General features: G+C 61.3%; 16 protein-coding genes and 1 tRNA gene. 11 read left to right on the top strand and 6 right to left on the bottom strand.

Features of this window, described 5'->3' with window-relative positions; translation table 11 throughout:
• Nucleotides 1–244 precede the first annotated feature (244 nt).
• Nucleotides 245–1,597 carry an APC family permease gene (locus F6X62_RS09720; RefSeq protein WP_153773366.1) on the bottom strand — a complete coding sequence of 451 codons (1,353 nt, stop codon included), beginning with the start codon at nucleotides 1,595–1,597 and terminating at the stop codon, nucleotides 245–247.
• A 595-nt stretch (nucleotides 1,598–2,192) separates the two neighbouring features.
• Between F6X62_RS09720 and F6X62_RS09715 the strand changes: the two genes are divergently transcribed.
• Together F6X62_RS09715 and nadA are read left to right on the top strand one after the other, a co-directional pair.
• A complete protein-coding gene (locus F6X62_RS09715) occupies nucleotides 2,193–3,701 on the top strand; it encodes a YdgA family protein (RefSeq protein WP_153773365.1) in 1,509 nt (502 codons plus the stop codon).
• 261 nt (nucleotides 3,702–3,962) lie between these two features.
• Complete coding sequence (gene nadA / locus F6X62_RS09710; protein WP_054890972.1) at nucleotides 3,963–5,021, top strand: quinolinate synthase NadA; 1,059 nt, start codon at nucleotides 3,963–3,965, stop codon at nucleotides 5,019–5,021.
• 94 nt (nucleotides 5,022–5,115) lie between these two features.
• Here the strand turns inward: nadA and F6X62_RS09705 are convergent, their stop codons facing one another.
• Nucleotides 5,116–6,549: a M48 family metalloprotease gene (locus F6X62_RS09705; protein ID WP_065862227.1), complete on the bottom strand. Its 1,434-nt coding sequence runs from the start codon at nucleotides 6,547–6,549 to the stop codon at nucleotides 5,116–5,118.
• Nucleotides 6,550–6,669: 120 nt separating this feature from the next.
• Here F6X62_RS09705 and F6X62_RS09700 point away from each other — a divergent pair, with 120 nt between their 5' ends.
• The gene (locus F6X62_RS09700) at nucleotides 6,670–6,909 is read left to right on the top strand and encodes a sulfurtransferase TusA family protein (protein ID WP_054890970.1); all 240 of its coding nucleotides are present in this window, start codon (nucleotides 6,670–6,672) and stop codon (nucleotides 6,907–6,909) included.
• A 23-nt stretch (nucleotides 6,910–6,932) separates the two neighbouring features.
• The gene (locus F6X62_RS09695) at nucleotides 6,933–8,003 is read left to right on the top strand and encodes an AI-2E family transporter (RefSeq protein ID WP_054890969.1); all 1,071 of its coding nucleotides are present in this window, start codon (nucleotides 6,933–6,935) and stop codon (nucleotides 8,001–8,003) included.
• A gap of 69 nt (nucleotides 8,004–8,072) precedes the next feature.
• On the opposite strand, the gene F6X62_RS09690 is transcribed toward F6X62_RS09695, so the two are convergent.
• Both F6X62_RS09690 and F6X62_RS09685 read right to left on the bottom strand, forming a co-directional pair.
• The gene (locus tag F6X62_RS09690) at nucleotides 8,073–8,546 is read right to left on the bottom strand and encodes a peroxiredoxin (RefSeq protein WP_054890968.1); all 474 of its coding nucleotides are present in this window, start codon (nucleotides 8,544–8,546) and stop codon (nucleotides 8,073–8,075) included.
• 9 nt (nucleotides 8,547–8,555) lie between these two features.
• The gene (locus F6X62_RS09685; RefSeq protein ID WP_054890967.1) at nucleotides 8,556–9,113 is read right to left on the bottom strand and encodes a glycine cleavage system protein R; all 558 of its coding nucleotides are present in this window, start codon (nucleotides 9,111–9,113) and stop codon (nucleotides 8,556–8,558) included.
• 260 nt (nucleotides 9,114–9,373) lie between these two features.
• On the opposite strand from F6X62_RS09685, the gene dapA reads away from it, so the two are divergent.
• From dapA to F6X62_RS09650, 7 genes are all read left to right on the top strand, one after another.
• Nucleotides 9,374–10,261: a 4-hydroxy-tetrahydrodipicolinate synthase gene (gene dapA, locus F6X62_RS09680; RefSeq protein WP_054890966.1), complete on the top strand. Its 888-nt coding sequence runs from the start codon at nucleotides 9,374–9,376 to the stop codon at nucleotides 10,259–10,261.
• Nucleotides 10,262–10,278: 17 nt separating this feature from the next.
• Entirely contained in the window at nucleotides 10,279–11,394 is a 1,116-nt protein-coding gene (bamC, locus tag F6X62_RS09675; RefSeq protein ID WP_065862225.1) for an outer membrane protein assembly factor BamC, read from the top strand.
• Nucleotides 11,395–12,153 (top strand): MBL fold metallo-hydrolase, encoded by a 759-nt coding sequence (locus tag F6X62_RS09670; protein ID WP_153773364.1) that lies wholly within the window; start codon nucleotides 11,395–11,397, stop codon nucleotides 12,151–12,153.
• Between the two features lie 29 nt (nucleotides 12,154–12,182).
• Nucleotides 12,183–12,893, top strand: a complete 711-nt coding sequence (purC, locus tag F6X62_RS09665; protein WP_063545856.1) for a phosphoribosylaminoimidazolesuccinocarboxamide synthase — start codon at nucleotides 12,183–12,185, stop codon at nucleotides 12,891–12,893.
• 91 nt (nucleotides 12,894–12,984) lie between these two features.
• A tRNA-Ser gene (locus F6X62_RS09660) sits at nucleotides 12,985–13,074 on the top strand.
• Between the two features lie 243 nt (nucleotides 13,075–13,317).
• Nucleotides 13,318–13,725: a hypothetical protein gene (locus F6X62_RS09655; protein WP_153773363.1), complete on the top strand. Its 408-nt coding sequence runs from the start codon at nucleotides 13,318–13,320 to the stop codon at nucleotides 13,723–13,725.
• Between the two features lie 2 nt (nucleotides 13,726–13,727).
• Nucleotides 13,728–14,177: a hypothetical protein gene (locus F6X62_RS09650; protein WP_153773362.1), complete on the top strand. Its 450-nt coding sequence runs from the start codon at nucleotides 13,728–13,730 to the stop codon at nucleotides 14,175–14,177.
• 40 nt (nucleotides 14,178–14,217) lie between these two features.
• Here the strand turns inward: F6X62_RS09650 and F6X62_RS09645 are convergent, their stop codons facing one another.
• Both F6X62_RS09645 and F6X62_RS09640 read right to left on the bottom strand, forming a co-directional pair.
• Nucleotides 14,218–15,453 carry an Arm DNA-binding domain-containing protein gene (locus tag F6X62_RS09645; RefSeq protein WP_153773361.1) on the bottom strand — a complete coding sequence of 412 codons (1,236 nt, stop codon included), beginning with the start codon at nucleotides 15,451–15,453 and terminating at the stop codon, nucleotides 14,218–14,220.
• Nucleotides 15,450–15,704: a hypothetical protein gene (locus tag F6X62_RS09640; RefSeq protein ID WP_153773360.1), complete on the bottom strand. Its 255-nt coding sequence runs from the start codon at nucleotides 15,702–15,704 to the stop codon at nucleotides 15,450–15,452. The genes F6X62_RS09645 and F6X62_RS09640 overlap by 4 nt, the downstream gene beginning before the upstream one ends.
• Nucleotides 15,705–15,773: the final 69 nt, after the last annotated feature.

Raw genomic sequence — 15,773 nt, 5'->3', positions numbered from 1 at the left:
GCCTGCAGGCGCAGCCGCGCGCTCTGGTCGAGCAACTCGGTGTTGGCAGTGAACACCTGTTCGGCGCTGCGCCGGGATTGGATCAGCGAAGTGGCTACCAGCAAGGCGACCACCGCCAGCAGACACAGGCCGGCAAGCAGGGTGATTTTCCACTGGATGGAGAGACGGCGCAGCGACATGGAGCGTTTCCTTCTCGATCAAGACAACGCCCGCGTTCAGGCGCGGGCGTTGTCGGCAGGATGGGTCATTCGGCCACGTAGCTTGGCGGGGCGACGCGGAACGCCTTGGTCAGCCAGGCCAGGTACAGCACGCCGCACAAGGCCCAGGCGCCGCCGAACGCCAGCGAGTGCTCGTCCAGGTCGATCCACAGTACGGCGATGATGCAAAAGCCTATCGTCGGCAGCACCAGATACTTGAGGTTGTTGGTCAGGCCCTTGTTGCGCCGCTCGCGAACATAGCAATGGTTGATGACCGACAGGTTGACGAAGCTGAAGGCCATCAGTGCGCCGAAGTTGATCACCGAGGTGGCGGTCACCAGGTCGAAGAAGATCGCCGACAGGGCGACCACACCCACCACCACGATGTTCAGCACCGGCGTGCGATAGCGCGGATGCAGACGGGCGAACAGGCGGGCCGGGATCACTTTGTCGCGGCCCATCACGAACAGCAGGCGGGACACGCTGGCCTGGGACGCCAGGCCCGAGGCGATGGTGTTGATCACCGTGCAGGCGATGAACACCGACTGGAACAGCTTGCCACCGACGTACAGGGCGATTTCCGGCAGGGCGGCTTCATGATCCTGGAAGCGGTCCATGGTCGGGAAGTACGCCTGGATGAAGAACGACATGGTGATGAACACCGCGCCACCGATCAGGGCGATCAGAAAGATCGCGCGCGGGATGGTGCGCGCCGGGTCGCGGGTTTCTTCTGACAGGCAGGTGACGGCGTCGAAGCCCAGGAACGAGAAGCACAGGATGGTTGCGCCGGCGACCAGTGCACTGAACTGCGTCTGTTCATCGGCGAACGGCATCAACGTCCAGGCCGTGCCCAGCCCTTCGCCCTGGTGCAGGCCGCACACGCAAAGGTAGACGAACACGGCCATGATCGCGATCTGCACCGCCACGAACAGGGTATTGAAGTTGGCCACCAGGTTGATGCTGCGCATGTTGACCAGGCTGATCAGGGTGACGAAGGCCACCACCCACACCCATGCCGGCACCTCGGGGAACATCGCCGACAGGTACAGCTTGGCCAGCAGGGCGTTGACCATCGGCAGCAACAGGTAGTCGAGCAGCGACGACCAGCCGACCAGGAAACCCACGTGCGGGTTGATCGCACGTTGCGTGTAGGTGTAGGCCGATCCCGACTCCGGGAACCGCCGCACCAGCGTGCCGTAGCTCACGGCGGTGAACAGGATGCCCAGCAGGGCCAGGATGTAGGCGCTGGGCACGTGACCGGCGGTGATGCCGGAGACGATGCCGAAGGTATCGAACACGGTCATTGGCGCGATGTACGCCAGGCCGATGATCACGACCTGCCAGAGGCGCAGGGACTTGCGAAACTGCTCGTGACGGCTGGCAGGGTGCTCAGGCTGCATGCTGGCACTCCCGGCGATGACGGGACGAGGCGGGCGACGGGCACGGCAAGGTCGGGCGGATGAGCTCCATGTTGTTCACCTTTTATAGCGGAGCGAAGGTTCGCGCGTGGGCGCGGGAGTCAGTACGGGCGAGGCCGGCGAAACGGCGGCGCCTGGGGGCAGGGGCGGACAGGCATGATGGCGGCGCGGTCTTTTTTTGGGTGTATAGGGCGCGGAGCAAGGTGGGGAAAATAAAAGACGATTGGACGGTTGGGTGTCAAGTTAAACATGACAGGGTGATAGGTTTTCAGGTTTTTATCGGCTTTTTATCCACTCTTAAACCCTGTTATATGATTTTCACAGTAAAAAGCAGATTTTGGTGTTCGTAAAATTTTACGATCTTTGTCGTGGGTCATGCCTCTTGTAACGGTTTGATCAGTGAGGACAGATGTGCTCTGTGCAGCTGTCACCTGTCGGCAGTTGTAGGACGCGTCGCAAGTGCAGGAAAATCTCCCGGGCGAATACCGCGGTCGGCAAGCGACAGTGGTACGCTTGGCACCCCCGGTCGCGTGCTTCGCGCCACCATCAGCCCTATGGACAGCAATCGGTTCTATTCATGAAGAAATCAGTAGGCATCCTTTCCGGCCTGGCCGTCGCCATCGCCGTCGTCACCACTGCCGGCGCCTGGTACACCGGCAAACAGCTGCCGACGGAACTGGAGCAGTCCATCGCCCGCGGCAACGCGGAGTTGCAGAAGGCGCTGGTCGGTACGGGTGGCACCATGACCATCGAGTTGGTCTCGCTTGACCAGCACCTGTTCACCAGCGACGCGCAGTACCGGCTCAAGGCCAACGACCTGCGCCTCGGCGAGGGTGAGCCGGTGAGCTTCGAGGTCGGTGTGATCGACCATATCGAGCATGGCCCTTTCCCTTGGTCGCGGGTCAAGGCGCTCAAGCTGCTGCCGGTGATGGCGGTCAGCAACAGCCAGTTGCAGAAGGATGACGGCACCGCATCGTGGTTTGCCGCTGCAGGCGACACGTCGCCGGTGGTTGGCCAGGTCAGCCTGGGCTATGGCGGTGGCGTCGAGAGCGACATCCGGCTGGCGCCGGTGAAGCTGGACGAAGGTGATGGCAATGTCCTCGACTTCGCGGGCATGCAACTGGTGCTCAAAGGGGATCGTGAAGGCAAGGCGGTGGAAATCCACGGCAATGCCGAGCGCCTGGACATGACCCTGGTCGGTGATGATCACCCGCCGGTCAAGTTGCAGTTCAACGGCTTCAAGATTGGTGGCGAGCTGACCAGTACCGGCCACGACATGATCTATGTCGGCCACCTGAACCTGCTGCTGGCCGATCTGCAAGCCACGCTCGGACCGAAGCAGGACGTGCTGGTGCTCAAGGGGCTGGAGCAGAACAGCCTGTACAGCGCCGAGGGCCAGGACAAGCTGGGTGGGCGCCTGGAGTACAAGGTGTCCGACATCACCTACGCCGGTCGCGCAGTGGGCAGCGGGCAGATGGTGCTGAGCATGAAGTCGGTGAACATGCCGGCCACTCAGGCACTGCTGGAGTGGTACCAGACCAAGGCGCCCGAGCTGCAGGAGGCCGCTGCCCGCGGCGAGACGGTGCCGTCGCTGAACATGAGCCCCGAGGAGACCGCCAAGGTCCAGGGCGACCTGCAGAAATTGCTGGCCGACAAACCGCAACTGGCGGTGGAAGACCTGTCGTTCAAGACGGCCAATGGCCAGAGCCACTTCAACCTGTCGCTGGACTTCGCCAATCCGACCTCCTTCGACCTGCCGCCGGACCAGTTCGCCAAGCAGCTGATCACGCGCCTGCAGGGCAAGCTGTCGGTGTCCAAGCCAATGGTCGTGGATCTGGTGACGTTGCAAGCGTTGCTCGATGGCCAGAATGATCCTCAGGCCATTGCCCAGCAAGCCGGTCAGGCAGGCAACATGTTCGGCGTGATGGCGCTGCAGAGTGGGATGGCGCTGGAAGAGGGCAGCGATATCGTGTCGAAGCTGAACTATGCCGATGGGATGGTCGACTTCAACGGCAAGAAGATGACTGTCGAAGAGTTTGCCATGCTGATGAGCATGCACCTGGCAGCCTTGTCGCCGCAGGGCTGACGATTCCCGAGAGGGCTTCGCGGGTAAGCCCGTTCCTGCAGTGTCAATGCACCTGTGGGGACGGGTTCCTCCGTGAACGCCTCATCCCTTTCAAAAACCCTTTTGCATTCCCCCGATTGCCTGTAGCCTTCGCCGTCCGATAATAATCCGTGCCCGCAGATGGGCCGCGATGGCCCGCCACTGCCGGCCATCCGGCACCGTTAGCCGATCTGCCAGGGCCGGGTGGTACACTCGACTGACGCGCACGCAGGTCCAGCGATCATGACCCAGATTTCCGAACGTCTCCTGGTTCAAGCCCACCTTGACGCCAAGCAGCCCCATCCGCTGACGCCCGCGCAGGAGGCCGATTACCGTGCGGCCATCGCTGCCGAGCTCAAGGCACAGAACGCGGTTCTGGTTGCCCACTTCTACTGCGATCCGGTGATCCAGGCCCTGGCCGAGGAGACCGGTGGTTGCGTTTCCGACTCCCTCGAAATGGCCCGCTTCGGCAAGAACCATCCGGCTGACACCGTGGTGGTCGCTGGTGTGCGTTTCATGGGCGAGACCGCGAAGATCCTTACCCCGGAAAAGCGCATCCTGATGCCGACCCTGGAAGCTACCTGCTCCCTTGACCTGGGCTGCCCGGTAGAGGAATTCTCGGCGTTCTGCGACCAGCACCCGGAGCGTACCGTGGTGGTTTATGCCAACACCTCGGCAGCGGTAAAGGCGCGTGCCGACTGGGTGGTGACCTCCAGCTGCGCGCTGGAGATCGTCGAGACCCTGATGGATAACGGCGAGACCATCATCTGGGGCCCGGACCAGCACCTGGGCCGTTACATCCAGAAGAAAACCGGCGCCGACATGTTGCTGTGGGATGGTGCCTGCATCGTTCACGAAGAGTTCAAGTCGCGCCAGTTGGCCGACATGAAGGCGCTGTATCCGGATGCCGCGATCCTGGTGCACCCGGAGTCGCCGGAGTCGGTGATCGACCTGGCCGATGCCGTGGGTTCGACCAGCCAGCTGATCAAGGCTGCGCAGACGCTGCCCAACAAGACCTTCATCGTCGCCACCGACCGCGGCATCTTCTACAAGATGCAGCAGCTGTGTCCGGACAAGGTGTTCGTCGAAGCGCCGACCGCCGGCAATGGCGCCGCCTGCCGCAGTTGCGCGCACTGCCCGTGGATGGCGATGAACACGCTGGAGCGCACGCTGGATTGCCTGCGCAAGGGCAGCAATGAAATCTTCGTCGAGCCGGCGCTGATTCCGCGGGCGATCAAGCCACTGAACCGGATGCTGGACTTTACCCAGGCGGCGCGTCTCAAGCTCTCCGGCAACGCCTGACTCCAGACCGCCGCTCCCTCAGTGAGTGATGCCCTCGCTCGCTGTGGGAGCGGGCTCGTCCCGCGATCGGGGCGCGTAGCGGCCCCTGTCCATATCAGCGCATCATGTCCTTGACCATCCGCTGCTGTTCCATGATCTCCCGCTGGCGCTGGTCGATCTGCGACGCCAGTGGGAAGTTGCTTCCCGCCCGGCGCTTGGCGTAGTCCAACTGCTGGATCGCCTGGTCGAAATCACCCACCAGCGTGAAGTACTCAGCTCGTGCCCGGTGCAGGCCAATCGTGTTGCCCGACAGGCCGCGCACCTCGGCCACCTCATACCAGACATCCGGATCGTCTGGCCGGTTTTTCACCAGGTCATCCAGCACCTTTTCCGCCTCGGCCGGCTTGCTCTGCTTGACCAGCAGGTCGGCGCTCACCTGCTTGAGCGGGTAGTTGCCCGGATACAGCCCCTGCATGCGGGTGACTCGCTGCTGGGCATCGGCCAGGCGATTGTTGGTGATGTCCAGGTCGATCTGCGCCAGGTTGTAGGTGATGTCGTTGGGCGCCTTGGCCAACAGCGGCTTGAGGTTTTCCCGTGCCTCGTTCAACTGGCCACCCTTGATCTGCGCCAGGGCCAGGCCGTAGCGGGCCGCGTCAATGTTGGGGTTTTCGTCGAGCTGGGCACGGAAACGCTTGGCGGCAAGGCCAGGTGTGCCTTCATAGGTGAGGGCAACACGGGCACGGATCAGTTGGTAGCGCAGGCTGTCCTCGACACCGCCCTTGGGCGCCTGTTCTGCGCGGTTGCGGGTGTCGGCGATACGCGATTCGGTGACCGGGTGGGTCAGCAGGAATTCCGGTGGCTTGGCGTCATAGCGATACTGGCGGGCCAGGCGCTCGAACATGCTCGGCATGTTGCGCGGGTCGTAGCCGGCCTTTTCCAGGTTGAGGATGCCGATGCGGTCGGCCTCCTGCTCGTTCTGCCGCGAGAAACGTCGTTGCTCCTGCAGGGCCGCGGCCTGGGTGCCGGCGATCACGCCGATCCCGGCATCGCCACCGCCGCCGGCGGCCAGTACGATACCGGCCAGCAGCGCCGCCATCATCGGCAGTTGCATACGCTGCTGGGCCTCGACACCGCGAGCGAAGTGGCGCTGCGACAAGTGCGCCAGTTCGTGGGCCAGCACCGAGGCGTACTCGCCTTCGGTCTGAGCGTTGAGGAACAGGCCGCCGTTGACCCCGACGATGCCGCCGGGCGCGGCGAAGGCGTTGAGCTCGCGGCTGTCGATCAGGATGAATTCCAGGCGTCGGTCCTGCAACTGGCTGGTTTCGGCCAGTTTGTACACGCTGGTCTCGACGTAGTCCTTGAGCTGCGGGTCGTTGAGCTGGTTGACCTGGCCGCGCAGCAGGCTCAGCCAGGCACGACCCAGGTCGTGCTCCTGTTTCGGCGAGACGATCGCAGAGCTGGCATCCCCCAGCGACGGCAGGTCGTCGGCGTGGCCAGGAAGGGCCATCAGGCAGGCCAGCGTCAGCAGGGTGGGGCGCAGTAGATTCATGCACGAAGCTCGCGTCGATCAAAAACCCTTACTGTAGCCCGCTCGCACCTTGGCGACCAGTGGCGGTATCCTACCGACATCGTCTGCAACACCTTGTTGCGCCCGCCCTGGAGACCCCTGATGATCGATACCCCGACCTGCGATGCTGAGCTCGATGCCAGCGGGCTGAACTGCCCACTGCCGCTGCTCAAGGCGAAAATGGAGCTCAATCGCCTGGCCAGCGGCGCGGTCCTCAAAGTGGTGGCCACCGATGCCGGCTCGCAGCGTGACTTTCGCACTTTTGCCCAGCTTGCCGGTCATACGCTGCTTCGCGAAACGGCCGAGTCAGGGATCTACACCTATTGGCTGCGCAAGGCCTGAGTCTTCTTTCCCAAGGATCGTCAATGTTCAAAGTGCTTCGCGACTGGATGCAGCGCTACTTTTCCGATGAGGAAGCGGTGGTGCTGGCGGTCCTGCTGTTCCTGGGCTTCACCGTGGTACTCACGCTCGGTGGCATGCTCGCGCCGGTGCTGGCGGGCATGGTCCTGGCGTTTCTCATGCAGGGGCTGGTCAACGCTCTGGAGCGCTTCAAGGTGCCGACGCGCATGGCGGTGTGGCTGGTGTTCGCCCTCTTCATGGGGGCGCTCGGAGTGTTCCTGGTGGTGCTGGTGCCGCTGCTGTGGCACCAGTTGATCACCCTGTTCAACGAGTTGCCGGGCATGCTTGGTAAATGGCAATCGCTGTTGTTGCTGCTGCCCGAGCGCTATCCGCACCTGGTTTCGGACGAGCAGGTGCTGCGCGCTATCGAGTCGGTGCGCGGTGAAATCGGCAAGTTCGGCCAGTGGGCGCTGACGTTCTCGCTCTCCAGCCTGCCGCTGCTGGTCAACGCGATGATCTACCTGGTGCTGGTGCCGATCCTGGTGTTCTTCTTCCTCAAGGACCGCGAGATGATCGCCCGTTGGGTCAGCGGCTACCTCCCGCGTGAGCGCAGGTTGCTGACTCGCGTGGGCGACGAGATGAATCGGCAGATCGCCAACTACATCCGCGGCAAGGGCATCGAGATCCTGATTTGCGGGATCGCCACCTATATCGCTTTCATCAGCCTGGGGCTCAACTACGCGGCCCTGCTGGCGCTGCTGGTGGGGTTGTCGGTGGTGGTGCCCTACGTGGGGGCGGTGGTGGTGACCGTGCCTGTGACCCTGATCGCGCTGTTCCAGTGGGGCTGGGGTGATCAGTTCATCTATCTGATGGCGGTGTACGCGATCATCCAGGCGCTGGATGGCAACGTGTTGGTGCCGCTGCTGTTCTCGGAGGCGGTAAGCCTGCACCCGGTGGCAATCATCTGCGCGGTGCTGCTGTTCGGTGGGCTGTGGGGGTTCTGGGGGATCTTCTTCGCCATTCCCCTGGCGACGCTGTTCAAGGCGGTGCTCGATGCCTGGCCGAGGCAGGAGCCTACGGTGGCGCCACTACTGTAGGGGCGTAGCGTTCTTATTCGCGGGCAAGTCGGAACGCCGAACTTGTCCGCGAAGCAATTCAAGGCGATATCAGGCCTTGTTCAGGGCCTGAGCTGCCGCCAGCACCGCATCCACATGCCCGGGCACCTTCACCCCGCGCCATTCCTGGCGCAGCACACCGTCCTTGTCGATCAGGAAGGTGCTGCGGTCCACGCCCAGGTATTCCTTGCCATACAGCTTTTTCAGCTTGATCACGTCGAACAGCTGGCACAGCGCCTCGTCCTTGTCGCTGATCAGCTCGAAGGTGAAGCCCTGCTTGGCCTTGAAGTTTTCGTGCGACTTGATGCCGTCACGCGAGACGCCCAGCACCACGGTGTTGGCAGCCTTGAAGGCTTCGTGCTGGTCACGGAAACCCTGGCCCTGGGTGGTGCAGCCCGGCGTGCTGTCCTTCGGGTAGAAGTACAGCACCACCTGCTGGCCCTTGAGCGCGGACAGGCTGATGGTCTGGCCGCTGGTGGCCTGGGCCTGGAAGTCGGCAACGGGTTGGTCGATGGCAACGGCCATGGGAGCTCCTTAGACAGGGTTCTGTGGGCGCCAGGGTTCGATCAGGGCGTCCAGGTTCAGGGCGTCGGCGAAATCCAGGAACTGGTCGCGCAGCCAGCTGATCTGGGTGCCGGCCGGCAGGATCACGGTGAACTGGGCGTTGAGCATGCTGCTGCCAGTCTGCGGGGCGAGGTAGGTGTCGCAGGTCATCCCGTCGAGCTCGACGCGGTGGTCGAGGAAGAACTGGCACAGCTCGTTGATGATGTCCGGGCGATAGGCGGCGCTGACGTAGGCCACATAGGGCAGGGCCTGTGGGCGAACCTCCTGCTCGGCGCTGCGCACCACATCGAGGGTCAGGCCGTGCTTCTTGCCAAGGCCGGGCAGGGTGGTCTCAAGACGGGCCAGGGCATCCCAGCTGCCACCGACCTGCAGTACCAGGGCGCTGGTTTCGCCGTGGCGCGACAGGCGCGAGGTGACGACCGCGCAGCGGTTTTCGAAGGCCGCGCGGCTGAGGACGTTGGCAAGCTCCATGGGATTGGGGCCCAAGGCACTGATGACGAGGAATTGTTCGCGGGGGGCGGTGGACATGCAGCATTCCTAAAGCGATGAGCGGTCGGCGAAGGACGAGAGCTAGCCTCCCTGTCACCCGCATTCGCAGCCCTCTGGAGGGTGACGAAGTACTGGCGTGGAGCACTGTCGACGGCCCGGCGGGCCGCACTGCGCCGATCAAAGAATCAAGGGTAGCGAAAAGCGAGGCCGAGGGGAATGCTCCGCCCGCCAGCTTCGCTTGTGCAAGGTCGATGGCGCCAGTACCATTACCGCTCTCTTTTTCCGGCAGGAGCAGTTTCATGATCGCGGGCAGTATGGTGGCATTGGTCACACCCATGGATGCACAAGGGCGTCTGGATTGGGACAGCCTCGATAAACTGGTCGACTTCCACCTGGAAAAGGGCACCCACGCGATCGTAGCGGTCGGCACCACTGGCGAATCCGCCACGCTTGACGTCGAAGAGCACATCCTGGTCATCAAGCACGTGGTCGAGCGCGTCAAGCGCAGCGCCCGCCGCATCCCGGTGATCGCCGGCACCGGCGCCAACTCCACCGCCGAAGCCGTGCACCTGACGCAGAACGCCAAGAACGCCGGCGCCGACGCCTGCCTGCTGGTGGTGCCGTACTACAACAAGCCGACGCAAGAAGGCCTGTACCAGCATTTCAAGCACATCGCCGAAGCCGTCGACATCCCGCAGATCCTCTATAACGTGCCCGGCCGCACCTCCTGCGACATGCAGGCCGAGACCGTGATCCGCCTGTCGAAGGTCAAGAACATCATCGGCATCAAGGAAGCCACCGGCGACCTGGCCCGTGCCAAGGCCATCATCGAGGGCGTCGACAGCGACTTCATCGTCATGTCCGGCGACGATCCGACGGCCGTCGAGCTGATCCTGATGGGCGGCAAGGGCAACATTTCCGTCACTGCCAACGTCGCCCCGCGCGAAATGGCCGACCTGTGCGAGGCCGCCCTTGAGGGCAATGCCGAGAAGGCCCGCGCGATCAACGAAAAACTCATGCCGCTGCACAAAGACCTGTTCTGCGAAGCCAACCCGATCCCTGTGAAGTGGGCGCTGGTGGAAATGGGCCTGATGCACAAGGGCATTCGCCTGCCGCTGACCTGGCTGAGCGAAGGCTGTCACGAAAAAGTCCGTACTGCCTTGCGCCAGTCCGGCGTACTGGTTTAATCGAGGAAGTACACCGCATGAAGCGACTGGCTGGTCTTTCCGCGCTCGCCCTGATCATCTCCAGCACCAGCGGGTGCGGCTGGCTGTGGGGCGAGGATGGCTATTTCCGCGACCGCGGCAGCGATTACCTGCAGGCGCACCCGACTGCGCCGATGCAACTGCCGCCGGACGCCGCCAACGTCAAGCGTCTGGATCCGCTGCTGCCGATCCCGCGCAACGTGGCCGACGACAACGCCACCGGCGAGTTCGAAGTGCCGCGTCCGCAGCCGCTGTCGGCCAGCGCCGACGTCAGCGATTTCACCCTGCAGCGCAGCGGTGCCAACCGTTGGGTGCTGGCCCAGCGCTCGCCGGCCGAAGTCTGGCCGGTCGCGCGCCAGTACTTTGAAGACAATGGTTTCCGCATTGCCGAAGAGCGTCCGCAGACGGGTGAGTTCAACACCACCTGGCAGCGCTTCGATGAGCTGTCTGCCTCGCTCGGCCAGCGCCTGGCCAGCACCTCCAGCAGCCCGGACAGCGAAGTGCGCGTCCGTGTGCGCATGGAGCCCGGCGTGCAGCGCAACACCTCCGAGGTGTACGTGGTCAGCGTCGAGCGTCCGGCCGGCAGCACCGCCGAGCCTGGCTTCCCGAGCACGTCGAGCAACACCGGTGTCGACGCATTGCTGGTCGACGAGCTGCTGGCCAGCATGAACCGCAGCGCCGAGAAGGGCGGTTCGGTGTCGCTGCTCGCGGCGCGTGACTTCGATGCCCCGAGCCAGGTCAGCCTGAGCGAAGACGGCAGCGGCAACCCGGTGCTGTTCCTGGGCTCTGACCTGGACCGCGCCTGGTCTGGCGTAGGCCGCGCCCTGGAGCAGGGCGAATGGCGTGTCGAGGACATCAACCGCAGCCTGGGCCTGTACTACATCAACCTGTCCGAGAAACCCGAGGACAAGCAGAACGAGCCGGGCTTCTTCAGCCGCCTGTTCGGCAGCGCGCCGAGCAAGGAAGAGCGTGAAGCACGTGCCGAGCGCTACCAGGTTCGCTTGAGCAAGGTGGGCGAGTCGGTCCAGGTTACCGTCGAGAAGAACATCAACACCGTGGCCCCGGCCGATGTGGCCCGCCGCGTGCTGAGCGCGATCCAGGACCGTCTGGGCTAAGTGCGCTTCGCGGTACTGGGAAGCGGTAGCCAGGGAAATGGCACGCTGATCGCCAGTGACGATACCTTCGTCCTGGTCGATTGCGGGTTCTCCCTGCGCGAGACCGAGCGGCGCCTGGCGCTGCTCGGGGTATCGGCAGCACAACTGAGCGCCGTGCTGGTGACCCACGAACATGCCGACCACGTGCATGGCGTCGGGTTGCTGTCGCGGCGCTACAATGTACCGGTCTACCTCAGCCAAGGGACCTTGCGCGGCATGCGCAAGCCGGTGGAGGTCGCCGGTTTTCTCGGTTGTGGCGACGTACTGGACATCGGCAGCCTGCAGGTCAGTGCTGCGCGGGTCGAGCACGATGCGCTCGAACCCCTGCAATACGTGATCAGTGACGGGCGCCGGCGTTTCGGCATGCTTACCGACCTGGGCAGCTACGATACGTACCTGCTGGAGCGTTACCAGGGTCTCGACGCGTTGCTGATCGAGGCCAATCACTGCCGTGACCTGCTCGCACGCGGGCACTACCCGTACTTTCTCAAGCAACGGGTCGGCGGCAGCCAAGGACATCTGAACAACCACCAGGCTGCCAACCTGGTGGCCGAGCTGGGCTGGAAGCACTTGCAACACCTGGTGCTGGCCCACCTCAGCAGCAAGAACAACCTGCCACAACTGGCCCGTCAGTGCTTCGTCGACACCTTGGGGTGCGATCCGGACTGGCTCCAGGTGGCGAATCAGGAACACGGGCTCGACTGGCGCGAAATCGCCTAGCCCAACCACTCAAGCAAGCGGAGCCCATCATGGAAAAACGCGACGAACTCTACCGCGGCAAGGCCAAATCGGTTTACAAGACCGACGACGCCGACCGCTTGATCCTGCTGTTCCGTAACGACACCTCGGCGTTCGACGGCAAGCGCATCGAGCAGCTGGACCGCAAGGGCATGGTCAACAACAAGTTCAACGCCTTCATCATGCAGAAGCTCGAAGAGGCCGGCGTGCCGACCCAGTTCGACAAGCTGCTGGGCGACAACGAGTGCCTGGTCAAGAAGCTGGACATGATCCCGGTCGAGTGCGTCGTGCGTAACTACGCGGCCGGCAGCCTGGTCAAGCGCCTGGGCGTCGAGGAAGGCATCCAGCTGACCCCTTCGACCTTCGAGCTGTTCCTGAAGAACGACGAGAAGGGCGACCCCTTCATCAACGAATCCCACGTTGTCGCGTTCGGCTGGGGTACCGCCGAGCAACTGGTCGAGATGAAGAAGCTGTCGCTGAAGGTCAACGAAGTGCTGAGCAAGCTGTTCGATGACGCTGGCCTGCTGCTGGTCGACTTCAAGCTGGAGTTCGGCGTATTCCACGGCCAGATCGTCCTGGGCGACGAGTTCAGCCCTGACGGCTGCCGCCTGTGGGACAAGGAAACCCGCAAGAAGATGGACAAGGACCGCTTCCGTCAGGGTCTGGGCGATGTCATCGAAGCCTACGAAGAAGTCGCCAAGCGCCTGGGCGTGCCGCTGTAACCCGCACGCTCACGCAAGCGCCTGATACCACGCGAATTTTTTTCGAAAAAGGTTTGCCAGAAACGAAAACGCTGGTATGATGCGCGCCACTGGAGAGATGCCGGAGTGGTCGAACGGGACGGATTCGAAATCCGTTGTACTGGCAACAGTACCTAGGGTTCAAATCCCTATCTCTCCGCCATACACGAAGTAGTCGAAGCCCCCGAAAACACTGGTGTTCTCGGGGGCTTCGTCGTTTTGTCCTGCGCAGTTAGGGCAAAATTAGGGCAGGTTTTATACCTGTTAGACCGCTTTAGGTCGTTCCAGTCCGCTTGCCCAGCAATTGGATTGGAGTCGGAGCGGTTGGGGTGGGGCATAGGCCCCATCTCCGAATGGTGTTGCTGAGCACACACCATTGGGCTGAGCGATTGCGGGAGTGATTGACTTGTCGAGCAAGCAGCAAACTACCTACCAGAATCTGGATTCAGATAGCCTCTACAGCGGTGAGTATCTGTCGGTCGCCACTGTGCAGGCGGACTACTCCTTGAGCGCATCTGAACACGTCGTATTGAAAAGTGGATGGGTCTCTGCCTATGGGTGGGCCTTAAACGTCGGTTTCGCGACGTTTGGATACTTTTTGAGCATATTCCCCAAGCTTGTTGCCTATCTAGAGAATAGCGCCAACCCGGCAGTCGCGAAGGGCGAGTGGTGGGCACTGGGGCTGGGTTGTGGCGCAATTCTGGTTCTCTGTGCGATCGGCTATTTTTGTCCGAATGATAAGAGGGCGCTGATGAAGGCAATAGATAAGCATTTTGCCGATGCGCCAAAAGTACGCCGTAGAGTAGGGGGGTGATAATGTTTACTTTGGATTCGTTGCCGAGAAACTTCCGTCCTTACAAAAATTTGAATGTTTGTTCAAATAAATTGTTGGGTGGAGGGCATCTGTTTTCTGTTGGGAACAAGTTGCCAATTATCGTAGGTGCCGGTGTAAAACCTCAGATATGGCTGTATGGCGTAACCTCTCCTGATCGCGCACGCAATACTCTGCTGGTTGACTCCTCTATAGCCCAGCACTCATGGGTTCGGGTAGAGGAGGCGGGACGGCAATTGCTGGTCAAAGTTCATGGCTCTACCGTATTAAGGGTAGAGCAAACTGGCGAAGATCAAGCTGTCGTGTCTGAGATTGACCTGCGGCCTATTGGTTATAATGTGCATGGAGGTGTTTCATCACTTTCAATAGGTGGCGTGCAATTTTCTGGTTCGATATTTAACAATGTTGGTGTTGTTGCTGGCTTTAAAGGTTGAGATGTTGTATGGCCAGCCGGGGCATCCCGGCTGGCATTTTCTATTCAGTGAATCCCATCATTTTCGACACTAGCTCAGCCATGCTTTTCGTGTCTTTCGAAATCCATCTCCCGTAGTGCTTTCTAACCATCGTCGTGTCGCTATGACCGAGTTGACGTGCAACCCACTCAATTGGAACGTAACTGGATAGCGCTTGGCTTGCGAATGTATGGCGAGCCTGATTTGCGCCTCGATGTCGAATGCCCGCTTTTTCAAGGTGAGTGGTGAACCAATTGCTCACAGTCTTCCCGCTCCACAATAGCCCGCTGGTAGAACTGCGAAACAGGAACCGAACCCGTTCATGCTTCTTCGTGATGTTGTCCCGCTGAATAACAGTGATGTGCGTGGCTTCGTAATCTTTGGCTTCGGCCACAATGATGGTCATCAGATCCAAGGCAGGCTTGATCAGCTCTATAGTGCGAATGCGGGAGCGTTCTTTCGGCACCTTGAACTCACCGGCGACCAACGCCCGGCGAACAGTTAGGGTGCCGGCCACCAGGTCGACGTCCTCTACGCTGGCCGCGATCAGCTCGGAGAGGGACAGCCCGGCCCAGCAGTTAAAGACGATCATCCGGCTGTCTGCTGTTCGCTCCGGGTCGGCGGCGGCTAACCGCTCGATCTCGCTTCGGGTGAATGGGTCTGCGAATTCGCTGTCGCTGTCAGACTGGATGTTCTCGATGCGCTCCAAGGGGTTGAGTTTGATGATTTCATCGCTGAAAGCATCTCCCCATACTCCACGTATAATCGTGAAAACGTCATTCACCGTTTTCGGTTTGAGGCCATTAGTGAGCATCTCGGCTTGGAATAATTCAAGCTCGCTCTTTGGAATGCTTGCGATTGTTCTGCCAGTAAACTTCTTTCTAACGTGTTCGGATTTGCTTTTGTAGTTGATGAACGTGCTGTGGGCTTTCTTGACCTTGGCAACCGCAAGCCACTGCGTTATTCCTTCGTCTACGGTTCTCTTCGCGGGCTCATTTGGAGCGTCCTGTCTAGCCTTCAGCCATGCCGATTCGGGAAAGTGAGCTCCATAATCGAATCGGTTTTCCTTAATCTCGGCCAATATTGTTCTGCGTTTATTGTCCGCATAGGCAATAGCCGCCTTGTTGATTTTTGCAACATTGCGTAAAGGCTCCCGGCGGCGTTCGCCTTCGTACATGAAGGCGATTCGCAGGAGGTTGCCATTGATGTCGACGCCCGTAGGTAGGGCGTCGACACCTGCTGGGAGTTTCGCAGTCATGGACGGCCGGCCATCCAGTTCTCAATTTCAACACGGTTGTACACAATGACGTTGGCAGGGTCAGTACGCCATTGTTTTTCTTCTAGCCAGATGCCACGGTCGCGATATTTGCGTACAGCCTCAGTGCTCAAGCCGAAAACCGGGAATAACAGCTCCTTCCGGATCCATACGGCGGGAGTGATGAGAAGTTGAACCGCCTCGGCAGGCTGCTTGTTCGCTTCGTGAATGGGTTTAACTTGTGGCTTTGTCATTTATATTCTCCGATTTACCGAAGTGGTTGCAGGCGCTGAAGCTGCTGCGTTTTCTTTGCGGCCACGTTG

Origin of the sequence: Pseudomonas sp. MNR3A, assembly GCF_009650575.1 — a bacterium.
GTDB classification, from domain to species: Bacteria; Pseudomonadota; Gammaproteobacteria; order Pseudomonadales; family Pseudomonadaceae; genus Aquipseudomonas; species Aquipseudomonas machongensis.
The sequence above is the reverse complement of the archived record's forward strand: the minus strand, read 5'-3'. Positions and strand labels throughout refer to the sequence as shown.